Source organism: Streptomyces sp. NBC_00989 (assembly GCF_045162655.1).
In the GTDB taxonomy this organism is placed as follows: domain Bacteria; phylum Actinomycetota; class Actinomycetes; order Streptomycetales; family Streptomycetaceae; genus Streptomyces.
On sequence record NZ_CP108728.1, the window covers coordinates 2,094,604 to 2,106,380 of the forward strand.

General features: G+C 70.6%; 8 protein-coding genes. All 8 read right to left on the reverse strand.

What is annotated here, in order from left to right:
- Positions 1–2 precede the first annotated feature (2 nt).
- The 8 genes from OG714_RS09080 to OG714_RS09115 all read right to left on the reverse strand — a co-directional run bounded on the left by OG714_RS09080 (position 3) and on the right by OG714_RS09115 (position 11,753).
- Positions 3–1,523, reverse strand: a complete 1,521-nt coding sequence (locus OG714_RS09080; RefSeq protein ID WP_406119813.1) for a Wzz/FepE/Etk N-terminal domain-containing protein — start codon at positions 1,521–1,523, stop codon at positions 3–5.
- Entirely contained in the window at positions 1,520–2,890 is a 1,371-nt protein-coding gene (locus OG714_RS09085) for a Wzz/FepE/Etk N-terminal domain-containing protein (protein WP_406119814.1), read from the reverse strand. Before OG714_RS09085 ends, OG714_RS09080 begins: the two co-directional genes overlap by 4 nt.
- The gene (locus OG714_RS09090; protein ID WP_406119815.1) at positions 2,887–4,152 is read right to left on the reverse strand and encodes a glycosyltransferase family 4 protein; all 1,266 of its coding nucleotides are present in this window, start codon (positions 4,150–4,152) and stop codon (positions 2,887–2,889) included. The genes OG714_RS09085 and OG714_RS09090 overlap by 4 nt, the downstream gene beginning before the upstream one ends.
- Positions 4,142–5,458: a nucleotide sugar dehydrogenase gene (locus tag OG714_RS09095; RefSeq protein ID WP_406119816.1), complete on the reverse strand. Its 1,317-nt coding sequence runs from the start codon at positions 5,456–5,458 to the stop codon at positions 4,142–4,144. Before OG714_RS09095 ends, OG714_RS09090 begins: the two co-directional genes overlap by 11 nt.
- Positions 5,459–5,528: 70 nt before the next feature.
- Complete coding sequence (locus OG714_RS09100) at positions 5,529–7,028, reverse strand: sugar transferase (protein ID WP_406119817.1); 1,500 nt, start codon at positions 7,026–7,028, stop codon at positions 5,529–5,531.
- Between the two features lie 1,618 nt (positions 7,029–8,646).
- Positions 8,647–10,002, reverse strand: a complete 1,356-nt coding sequence (gene mgtE / locus OG714_RS09105) for a magnesium transporter (RefSeq protein WP_406119818.1) — start codon at positions 10,000–10,002, stop codon at positions 8,647–8,649.
- A gap of 398 nt (positions 10,003–10,400) precedes the next feature.
- Entirely contained in the window at positions 10,401–11,147 is a 747-nt protein-coding gene (locus OG714_RS09110; RefSeq protein ID WP_406119819.1) for a VOC family protein, read from the reverse strand.
- A 30-nt stretch (positions 11,148–11,177) separates the two neighbouring features.
- Positions 11,178–11,753, reverse strand: a complete 576-nt coding sequence (locus OG714_RS09115) for a shikimate kinase (RefSeq protein ID WP_406131760.1) — start codon at positions 11,751–11,753, stop codon at positions 11,178–11,180.
- Positions 11,754–11,777 lie beyond the last annotated feature (24 nt).

Below are 11,777 nucleotides of genomic sequence, written 5' to 3' on the forward strand. Positions count from 1 at the left end.
GTCTACCGCACCTCCTGGTCGTTGTCCGGGACCCGTGCGGCCCGTATCGGCTGCCGTTCCGTGAGCCGCCGGCCTGTCGCGTTCTGCCAGGTCGGCCGCTCGCTCCGACCGCGCAGCGCGTTGGCCAGCCCGTCCCACAGCGTGCCGTCGGTCCGGTCGCGCGGATCGGGATCGATCAGCACCACACCGATCACCGGGATGCGCTGGTCCGCGAGCTGCCGCGCCACGGTGTGCAGCCAGGCGGCGCTGCCGTGCCCGGCACGTACGACGAGCACGGTCCGGGTGCCGAGATACTGGAGGTCGGTCCACGCCGTGCCGGGCGCCACCGAGCCGACGCCGATCCGCTGGTCCTGGGGCGACACCGCCGCGGCGTTTTCGCCGCCGACCACGGTGGGGTCTCCCGGTTTCGAGCGGCGGCCGGAGAGCTGCGTGCCGGGGAGACCGTCGACGACGACGACCGGCCCGTCCTCCGCCAGTGCCCGGGCGAGGCCGAGGGCGATCACGGTCGTGCCGCGCGCGCAGCCCAGTTCCAGCAGCGACAGGGGTTCCGCCGCTCCGCGCGCGGTGCGGACCAGTGTCGTGGTGAGCCGTTCGCGGGCCACCCGGGTGCGCCGGCGCTGCCACAACCTGCCCGAACGGCGGGGCAGTTCGGCGATGACCGAGGCGCCGAGGTTGGCCGCGATGTCCCGGCGCAGCACGGGGCGGTCCGCGACCACCACACCGACGGCGGCCAGCGCGAGCCCGAGGAAGAGCCCGAGGACGAGCCCGATCACGGCGTCGGTGACGAGGGCCTTGGGCAGGGAGTGCCGCACCGCGCGCGGTGCGTCCACGATCTGGGTGGCGGCGATGAGCTGGGGCGCGCCGATGCGCGCTTCCTCGGCGCGTTCGCCGAAGTCGGAGATCCGGGAGGTGAGTTCGGCCCGCTGGGCGAAGAGCGACTCGATGCTCGCCGAGTCCTTGGGATCGCTGTCGGGCGTCCGGCCGCCGATCGCCTTGTTGACGTCGGCGAGCTCCGCCTGCATCCGGGCCTGCTGATCGAGCAGGCCCTGGGCGTTGGCGTTGGCGATGTCCCGGATGCGCTGGGCGTGGTCCGCGACGAACGCGTCGGCCAGTGCCTTGGCCCGGGCCACCGCCTCCGCGTCGGTGTCGGCCGTGACATCGATCTGGAGCACGTTGTTGGTCAGGCCGGTGCCCCGGTAGTCCCGCATGAAGTCCTCAGGTTTCTCCGAGGACTTGAGGGCCTTCAGGGCCCGATCGGCGATCCGCGTGGTGCCCAGCAGCTGGGCGTCGGTGCGGATCAGCGTTCCGGGGTCGTTCGGCTGGTCCTCCTGATGCGCGACCAGCACCTTGGTCTCCGCGGTCGGTGCCGGCGGCAGCAGGACCGCCACGGCCGCGCCGCCCAGCAGTCCGAGCACCGCCATGGCGCCCCACAGGCGGCGGCGTCTGCGCACCGCGACCACCAGCCCCTGGAGGTCGAGGAGCGGCGTGGAGGCCGACGACTCCGAAGTCGTGCTCGTCGTCACGCTGAATCTCCTGTCGCGTGGCCATGGACCGCGAACGTCAAAGTGGCGTCGTCCGAAAGGCGGTCGGCGGTTTCCGTCGCTCGGGTGCTGACCGTGCCGGCGACGACGACGCCGACGACCTCGTGTCCGCCGTCCGCGCACGCCTCGGCGAGGCCGGCGAGTTCCCCGGCGGTCCAGCTCCCGGCGCTGAGGACGGCCAGGACACCGGACTCGGTGGCGCGGTCAGGCACGATCGGCCGGTCCACCGAGACCTCGACCAGTCGCAGCAGCGGATCGCCGCCGGCTTCGGTGACGAGCTGTCCGGCGGCCCGGCGGGCCACCTCGTCGCCTTCCGGTACGACGACCAACAGCCTTCGGGGGGAGGGAAGTTGGTCCCGGAGGCGAGCGCACACCCGCCGGTAGCGGATCCGCCGCTCGGCCTCGTCGCCCGACCTGTGCGGGGTCGGTGTGTCCCATCGGGTGTCGGTGCCGAGAAGCCGGCGGATCCGGGCCCGTGCGCCACCGCTGTCGGGGTGGTGCCCGCGCCGTTCACCGGGCACGTCGACGGCGCCGAGGAACGGCGAGCCGAGCGCCGCGGCGATCTCCGGTTCGGTGCGCAGCCGGCGGCTCACTCGTGCGGCGGCGAGATGGCCGACGATCGCGAGCAGGAAGAACAGCAGCGCACCGGCGCCGATGAGCTGTGTCCTCGTCGGCGCCGCCGCACCGGTCGGCCGGGGTGCCGGCCCCATGACGACCATGTTGGCCTTGGCGGACGTCGGATCGGCGTCCTCCAGCTTCTTCAGGGCGTCCTGCAACGCGGTGCGCAGACCCTCCAGCTCGGTGCGGGCCTGCACGCTCTCCACGGTCTGCCCCGGATCGGCCGCGCCGGCCAGGTCGGTGATGCGGCGGTTGGTCTCCGCCACCTGCTTGCGCAGCGCCTCCGTGGCCGTGTCCGCAGCGGGGTCGGTGCTGCCGCCCGCGATACGGGTGGCGAAGGTGACGAACTGCTGGGCCAGCTGGTCGGAGAGCCGCTGGGCGCGCTCCGGGGTGTCGGCCGTGCCGGAGACCTTGATGATGTTCCCGTCGTCCGCCTTGGCACTCACGTCTTTCTGCAGTTCGGTGCCGTCGACGCCCTTCCAGTTGAGCGCGGCGGCGGCACGGTCGGCCACCGCCGAACTGGTCGCGATGTCCACCTGGGTCAGCAGTTCGCGCTCTTCCCACTGCCCGGGCAGCAGGACCGATGCCTCTGCCGTGTAGCGCGGCGGGAGCAGCAGCACCGAGGTGCCGTAGCCGAAGAGCGCGCCCACTACGGCGAGGACGGCGAGGAGCCGCCACCGCCGGCGGAGAATCCGTCCGATCGTGACCAGACGGATCGTGTCGTCATTCAATGGTGCGGCCTCTTCCCCGTACGGACCGGCCCGCCCGCCGCGACCGGGACCTGGTCCCGGCAGGCGGCGGTGTAGGCGGCGAGCAGTGACGCTTGCGAGTTCTCCCAGGACAGCGGTCCGCTGATCCGCTCCTGGCCGATCCTGCCCATCCGGGCCCGCTTCTCGGGATCGTCGAGGAGCAGCGCGATGAGCTTGGCGAACTGGGCCTCGTCGTCGTCGGGCGCGTAGACGGCGGCGTCACCGGCGGAGACGCGCGCCTCCCGGAGGTCGAACGAGACGATCGGCCGTCCCATCGCCATGTACTCCAGGACCTTGTTCATGGTCGACACGTCGTTGAGCGGATTGCACGGGTCGGGAGACAGGCACACGTCCGCGGTGCACAGGTAGCGCACCAGGTCGGCGTCCGGGATGCGTCCGGTGAACTGCACCTGGTCGGAGAGGCCGAGCTCCCGGGACAGTTCCACCATCGCGTCGAAGGCGTCGCCGGCGCCGACGAAGACCGCGTGCCAGTCGGTCCGCCCGTGCTCGTCGCGCAGTTTCGCGAGGGCCCGCAAGGCGTAGTCGACGCCGTCCTGCGGGCCCATGACGCCGAGGTAGCACAGCAGATGAGGCTTGCCGCGCTTCAACTCCGGCTCCGGGGGCACCGGTTGGAACCGGTCGGTCGCGGGCGCGCTGCGCACCACGAAGACGTCCTCCGGCCGCTTGCCGCCACGGCGCAGCGCGACGTCCCGGTAGCTCTCGTTCGTGGCGAGCACGATGTCCGCGGCCCGGTAGGTCCGCCTCTCCAGCGCGCACACGGCGCGGTAGAGCAGGTCCTCGCCTCGGTCGAACCGGGAGAGGTACAGCTCGGGTACCAGGTCGTGCTGGTCGAAGACGAACCGAGCGCCGCGCCGCTTCATCCACAGCGCGGGCAGGAACAGCAGGTCGGGCGGGTTGCAGGCGTGGACCACGTCGACCGGACCGACCTTGCGGGCCAGCCGGACCGTGTGCCACAGCGCCGATCCGTACTCCCGCAGATAGCCGGCCGGCCCTCCGGTGGCCGCGCGCAACGGGTAGCGGTGGATCCGCACCCCGTCGATCACCGCCTCCGGTTCCGTGTCCCGCTTCTCCCCCCGGGGGCAGATGACGTGCACCTCCCAGCCCGCGTCGCGCAGCGTGGTGCACTCCTGCCACACCCGCCGGTCGAACGGCACTGACAGGTTCTCCACCAGGATCAGCGCGCGCCGGTTCGTCCCGTCGCCGCTGTTCTCGTTACCAGGCAAGGCCCATGTACCCCGGTTCGGTCCGGCGCGCCTCGGCGTCGGGAAGATGGATGAGGTCGATGATCGCCGGTCCGCCCGCAGGGGGCAGCGCCGACAGTACGGCCGGGTCCTTGGTCCCGACCAGGCACACCTCGGCGTGCTCCACCACCTCGTCGACGGAGTCGGCGAGCAGCTGCGCGAGATGCGGCAGCCGGCTCTCGATGTACTCGCGGTTCGCGCCGAGCAGCCGGGAGAGGCTCACGTTGGCGTCGTAGATCTTGAGGTCGTAGCCCTTGCCGAAGAGCCGCTCCGCGAGCTCGACGAGCGGGCTCTCCCGGAGGTCGTCGGTGCCGGGTTTGAAGGACAGCCCGAACAGGCCCACCCGGCGCTTGCCGGTGCGCTCGACCATGTCCACCGCGCGCTGGAGATGGTCGGAGTTGGAGGCCAGCACGTGGGAGAGGATGGGCACCGAGACGTCGGCCCGCTGCGCCGCGTGGACCAGACTGCGCAGGTCCTTGGGCAGGCAGGAACCACCGAAGGCGAAGCCGGGCCGCAGGTAGGCGGGGCTGATGTTCAGCTTGCGGTCGGCCAGGAACACGTCCATCACCTGGTGCGAGTCCACCCCGAGCGCCTGGCACACCGAGCCCAGCTCGTTCGCGAAGCCGATCTTGAGGCCGTGGAACGCGTTGTCCGCGTACTTGATGGCCTCGGCGGTCGGGATCGGCACCCGGAACACCTCGCCGGGCAGGCCCTCGTACAGCGCCGCCACCGCGTCGCCGCTCGCCGGGTCGAGTTCGCCGATGACGGTCTTCGGCGGGTCGAAGAAGTCCTTCACGCTGGTGCCCTCGCGCAGGAACTCCGGGTTGACCGCGACCCCGATGTCCACCCCGGCCGTACCGCCGACGTGCTTCTCCAGGATCGGCACCAGCAGGTTCAGGCAGGTGCCCGGGAGCATGGTGCTGCGGAACACGACGGTCTGCCGCCCGCCCCGCTCGGCCAGCGCGGCGCCGATCTCCTCGGTGACCCGCTCCAAGTACGTGGTGCACAGGCTGCCGTTGGGCTCCGACGGCGTGCCCACGCAGATCAGCGATATCTCGCTGTCCATGATCGCTTCGCGGACGTCGCCGGTGGCGCGGAGCGCTCCGGTCCGCACGACCTCGGCGATGAGCTCGCCGATCCGCTCCTCGACCACCGGGGCCTTGCCGTCGTTGACCAGGTCGACCTTCACCTGGTTGACGTCCACCCCGATGACCTCGTGCCCCATGCTGGCCAGGCACGCGGCCGACACACAGCCCACGTAGCCGAGCCCGAAAACGCTGACTCTCATGCCTCGCCTCTCCCCCCAGTCAGGCCCTTGCGGCCTGCGGTCCGCGCGTCGGTCGGACGACCCCCGCGCATCAGTAGGCCCCCTGCCCGTGGAGCACCGCACGCAGCGTCTTCCACAAGATCACCGTGTCCAGGGCGAGCGACCAGTCCTCCACGTACCGCAGGTCGAGGCGGACCGCCTCCTCCCACGACAGATCGCTGCGTCCGCTGATCTGCCACAGGCCGGTGAGGCCGGGCTTGACCAGCAGCCGCCGCCGGATGTCCGGGCCGTACGCGGCGGATTCCTCCGGCAGCGGAGGCCGCGGTCCGACGAGCGACATCGATCCGGTGAGTACGTTGAAAAGCTGCGGGAGCTCGTCGAGCGAGTACCGGCGCAGCACTGCTCCCACCCGGGTCACCCGCGGATCCCGGCGGAGCTTGAACAGCAGACCCGCGCCCTCGTTCCGGTCGGCCAGGTCCTTACGTGCCCCGTGGGCCCCGGTGACCATGGTGCGGAACTTGACGATGGTGAACTCGCGGCCGTCCTTGCCGACCCTGCGCTGGCGATAGATCGCCCCGCCCCGGCTGTCCATCAGCACGAGCAGCCCGACGAGGACCATCAGCGGTGCGAACAGCACCAGCAGAATCGTTGCGCCAATCCGGTCGACGACCCCTTTGATCGCCCGGCGGCCCCCACTGAAGGTCGGCATGCTGACCCGCAGCAACGGGATTCCGAGCACCGCGTCGACATGCAGGCGCGGGCCGGCCACCTCCATCAGCACGGGGGCCACGATCATCTCGGCGTCGCTGCCTTCGAGGTTCCAGGCCAGCCGCTGCAGCCGGTCCGGTGACCAGTGCGGGTCCGGTGTGACCGCGACGACGCGGTAGCCGTCGTGGCGGACGTGCTTGGCGACGTCCTCCAGCAGGCCTATGACCGGCACTCCGTCCAACTGGTCACCGTCGAGCCCGCCTTCCTCGCCGTCGATGCCACGGCCGTCCGTCGTGCACACCGCCTCCACCCGCCAGCCGAGGTGCGGGAACTTGCGGGTGCGATTGATCAGGTCGCGCACGGTGGCCGGGCTCCCGGCAGCGAGCACCGGTCTCAGGCACCGTCCTTCATTGCGCTGTTTGTGCAGCCAGAGGCGGAGCAGATACCGCGCGGTCATGGTGACGAGCGCTATCGCCGGGATCGCGACGAAGATCCAGAGCTTGATGTTGCGCGAGGTCAGGGCGATCCCGCCGAGCGCCAGCACGACGGTCGCCGTGAACAGCGAGCGTCCGAGCCGACGGAATTCCTCGGCACCCTGGCCGAGCACGGCCGGAGCCCACGCCCGGCTCACCGCAAGCGCTCCCAGCACCAGCAGCTGGGTGCCGAAGGCGAGAATCCCCCATTTCTCATGCCAGTTGGCCGCGTCCCGGGCCCCGAAGAAGTCACCGATCGCCCCCACCACGCAGGCGGTGGCCACGGTGTCACTGATGATCACGGTACGGCGGTACCGCTGCTCCCAATCGGTCGCGGGCTGGCTGATCGCCCCGTCCGCCAGGCGCCCACGCGCCGACGGAAAAGGGCCGACTATTCCCCCCTGCCGCACAGAACCCCCCAAGGTCCCCAGTGGTACGGCGTCTCCGCCTCACACTGTTTCGCCCCCTGCGGAGGGTCCCCGCCCTCCGCACTGTGCCTCCCTTCGGGAGGCCCCCACCGCGCTGTTCCCCTCAGGAAGCCACCGCCCCGGCGTATGGCATCCCGGCTGTCTCAGAGTTACGTGGTCAACCCCCTGACGACAGCGAACTCGCGGGTCCTACCAAGCTCCTGGGGTACGCGGAGACCCGTCGAAACCTCGGATGCTCCCCACGCCCCAAGTCCCCCTACGGGTCCAAGTACCGATCACCCCCACGTCAGGCGCGAGAGACGCGGCTACTGGCCGTCTACATCGCCGGACCCATAGATCATCATTTGTCGCCTGGTGTCCCACCATTGCGAAAGCACGGTCAATCTAGACCATCTGGGGCCGCCTGAAGAGAGGTCTGTGTGGACTTTGTGCTCAATATTTGAAGGCGGGGCCATAGATCAGTGATCTCCCGCGGGTGCCCTGGTGACGCAAAACGTGCCCTGCGCCCTACGACGGCGGGAGTTCTCCGAGCCGACGGCACCGGCGACCCGAGGCGTCCCGGCGCCGATCGACGACACCCGGGAACAGGTCTTCACCGCACTGTTCGCGCAGGCAGACGCCGAGGACGACCTCCACCGGGTCGTCGCCGTCGACTTACGAGATCGTGCGCGCCGACCACTACGCCGCCGAAGCCCACGCAAACCGGCCCCGGCCGCGCCGGGTTCCCAACCAGCCAACCCACATGCCCGTGTGGCGCAATCCTCGCGAGCCGTCCGACCCCACCTCGGGAGGCAAAGTTTGCGCGCGGTGGTGCCGCAAAGGCCGCTCCGATCGCCACCCGCGAACACCGCGGCGGATCCGGTGACCGATCGCCGGCCATCGCCGGTACGGGAGCGCGACAAGATCACGTCGAGGACCGCGAACCAGGCCTGAGGGAACGCAAGAAGCCGCCCTCCCTCATATCAGGCAGAACCACGATGCAAGACGCGCGTCCGCGCGCGTGCCGTTCAAGGTCACGCGCACCGTCCGGTCCCCAACTGGTCCCCAGGACAACGGCAACCGGAGTCCGTGGCTGCCTGCCGTGGACCAGCAAGTACCTGGCCTCCCCGGCCGCCCGCAGTGCCGTGGGTGTCGGAGTCGCTCAGGGAGCTCTGGCCTTGCCCTCGCCGACGTTTCCGGGAGCGTGGGGGTGCGTGGTGAGCGGATGCGTCAGCACCCGGGGAGACCGGGCTCGGCGATTCGTGGTTCGTCCGGCGGTTCGATCTCCGGCGGGATCGGCAGGTCGATTCGGCCGGCACACCGATCGCGTTCTCGTCGTTGAACGCGACCACGGCGGCAGGCAGTTCGCCCGCGTCGAGGAGGTGACGGGCGGCGCGCTCACCGGCCGCCTCGGTGTTGTCGCCGCGCCGCACCCTGATGTGCCCGTCCAGACCGTGCCGCCGCATGGCCCCACAAACTCTGCTGGTCCGGATGTCGCGCCATGTTCCTCGCGTCAAGCGCTCCCCGGAAACCCCGAGCTCCTGCCCCGTCACGGGCAGACAGGTCCCGAAAAGCGGATCCAGCGGCACCACCGCACTCCGCCCGGGCCCTGCCCATCCGGTCAAATGCCCAGAACCGTACGGGCGGTGAGGAAATAGATCACCAGTCCCGTGGCGTCGACCAGGGTCGTCACCATCGGGGCCGACACCACCGCGGGGTCGATGTGGAGCCGTTTGGCCAACAGGGGCATGGCGCCACCGACCGTCGCCGCCCAGCCGCAGATGATCACCAGGGTGATGCCGACCACGACGGCGATCTGCGCGCCCACGAACAGTGTGCCCAGCACCATCCCGAGGGTGGCCAGCATCGTGCCCAGCACCACGCCCACCCTGGACTCGCGCCAGATGACCGCCGGCAGATCGGAGACGCGCACCTCGCCCACGGCCAGCGCCCGTACCGCGGCGGTGGCCGCCTGCGCTCCCGCGTTGCCGCCGGTGCCGATCAGCAGCGGAATGAACATGGCCAGTTGGGTGACCTTCTCCAGCGTGCTCTCGAACGCCTCCGTCACGGTCACCGTGAGGGTCGCGGCCAGCAGCAGAAGCAACAGCCACACGACCCGGTACCGCGCCAACTGCCAGACGGACGCCGCCATGTAGTGCCCCATCCAGGGAGCCGCCCCGGACTGCAGCACGACATCCTCCGTGTCCGCCTCCTCGATGACCTCGACCGCGTCGTCGATGGTGAGCAGCCCTACGAGCCGCTCCTCGCTGTCGACGACGGGCAGGGCCAGGGCGTTGGTCTCGCGCATCAGGCGCGCGGCACCCTCGGCGGAATCGGTGGCGTACGCGCGGGCCGCGCCGGTGACGACGTGGTCGGTGACGTTGTCGTCCGGCGAGCTGAGCACCAGCTCGCGCAGGGTGACCACACCGGTCAGGCGGCGCCCGGAGTCCACGACCGGCAGGGTGTAGACGGTCTCGGCGTCCGCGCCCTTGGTCCGGACCCGTCGGAGTGCCTGCCTCACCGTCGACCGGCCGTCGAGGGCGACGACTTCCGGTGTCATGTAGCGGCCGACCGAGCCTTCCGGGTAGCCGAGCAGTGCCGCGGTCACCTGGCGCTCGTGCGTGCTGAGCCCCGCCAGGACCCGCCGGACCACCTTGGCGGGCGCCTCGCGCAGCATGCGCACCCTGTCGTCGGGGTCCAGCTCCTCGACCAGCTCGCGGAACGCCACGTCCCGCAGCCCCATCAGAATGGCCTGCTGATCCACGGGTTCCAGTTCCTCGAACACCGCGATGGCCTGGTCCTTGCCCAGCAGCCGGAACGCGACGACCGCGTCCACGCTGTCCATCCGGGCCAGCTCGTCGGCGATCACGTGCGGAGGGCGTCGGCCCAGCAGGTGCTGGGCGTCGCGCAGGTCGTGCCGTTCCAGGGCGTCCCGGAGCTCGGTGGGCAGTTCGTCGGGCAGCTGGACAAATGTCATGGCAGGTCACCTCGGCGGGACGGAGGGAAGGGGGCATGCTCTCCTGCTCGAAGGCGCACACCGGAGCCCGTCACCGCCCTGACAAGGTTCAGCCGTGAGCTGTCACGGCCCGCGTGGGAGAGGGGCAACGGTGCGCGGGGACCGACTCGGAGGTTCGCTCTGCACGGCGAACCACCTCCTTCTTCCGCTGACGAACGTCCTGGGCCGACAGCCGGATCGTGCTTGCGGCATCCGGCACACGCGAGCCGTACGGCTGATCTGAGGGGTTTCCTCCGTCTCGGACGAGTCGCGTGAAGGATGCGTGCAGACGATCAGCGGGACGTCCGGGAGGAGAAGCACGCCCGTGTACGGCGACGCCCCAGCGGGGTGCACGGACCCACCGGGGCGGCCCGCGGTCGTCAGGCGTGCTGGACGAGGGCGAAGGTCACGCCCGCCGTGTCCTTGAATACGGCGACACGTCCGAGGCCGGGCGCCTCGATCGGCCCGGACACGACAGTGCCGCCCAGCGCGACCGCCGCGGCGGAGGCCGCGTCCACGTCCGCGACACCGAAGTGCAGGGTCCAGCCGGCGGCACCCTCGGGCCCGCTCGTGATACCACCGAACTCCGCGACTCCGCCGACGAACGTCAGATGAGCCACGGCGCCTCCGGCCGGGGGTACGGCCGCGGTCCAGCCGAAGACCTGGCCGTAGAACGCCTTGGCACCGTCGACGTCCGGTGTGCTCAGTCCGAACCAGGACAGCGCGCCGGGCTCGCGCACCAGTCCGGAGCCGGGGTGCTTGTCCGGCTCCCAGGCGCCGAACACCGCGCCGTCCGGGGCCTCGTAGACGGCCGCGCTACCGGCGACCGACACCTTCGCGGGCGGACTCACCACACGGCCCCCGGCCTCCTCGACGGCCTTGGTCGTCGCGTCGAGGTCGTCCGACATGAAGTAGACGGTCCAGCCGGCCGAGTGCTCCTGCCCCTCCCTGAGCTTGACCGCGCCCACGATCTTCTCTCCCCGCAGCACCAAGTTCACGTATCCGCTGGGCAGTTCGAGGGCCTCCCAGCCCAGGAGGGAGCTGTAGAAGGTGCGGGCGGAGGCGACGTCGGGGGTGTCGAGATCCGCCCAGCAGGGTGCACCGGCAGGGTGACGAGTGATCTTCATCGGTTCTCCTCGGGTCACAACGATCGATCTTCACCCAGAGTGGCTGTGCCGCAGGCCAGGGCTCCAGTCAGCGCGGTCAACTCGCTTGTTCCTTCCATTCGTTGACCCGTCCGCGTCGATTTCGTCCACCTCTCGACCGCCCAGTGCGTCCAGGACGGCTTGGGTGACGTCCTCGGGGGTACGGCCGTCGGTGGCCACGACAGCCCGCGCGACCTCGGCATACAAGTGACGCCTGGCCTCCATCAGTTCACGCCACTGCTTGCGCGGATTGATGGCCAGCAGCGGACGCGCCGCGTTCAGACCCGTGCGCTTGACCGCCTCGTCCACATCCATGGACAGATAGACGACCCGATGCCCGACCAGCAACGCCCGCGTGTCCGCATCGAGGATCGAACCCCCGCCCAGCGCCAGGACACCCTCGTGCCCGGCGAGCGCCTGGTGCACGGCACGCTTCTCGATCGCCCGGAAGACCGGCTCACCCTCGTCGACGAAGATCTCCGCGATGCTGCGGCCCTCGACAGCCACGATGTCCTCGTCCGTGTCCCGGTAACCGACACCGAGCCGCCCCGCGAGCTGCTGCCCGACGGTGGACTTGCCGACCCCCATGGGACCGACCAGGACGACGAGCGG

What these genes read in the sequence shown, in the direction of transcription:
- OG714_RS09095 (WP_406119816.1), bottom strand. Translation starts at nt 5,458, where the DNA reads ATGAGAGTCAGCGTTTTCGGGCTCGGCTACGTGGGCTGTGTGTCGGCC.
- OG714_RS09110 (WP_406119819.1), bottom strand. Translation starts at nt 11,147, where the DNA reads ATGAAGATCACTCGTCACCCTGCCGGTGCACCCTGCTGGGCGGATCTC.
- mgtE (WP_406119818.1), bottom strand. Translation starts at nt 10,002, where the DNA reads ATGACATTTGTCCAGCTGCCCGACGAACTGCCCACCGAGCTCCGGGAC.
- OG714_RS09115 (WP_406131760.1), bottom strand. Translation starts at nt 11,753, where the DNA reads ATGGGGGTCGGCAAGTCCACCGTCGGGCAGCAGCTCGCGGGGCGGCTC.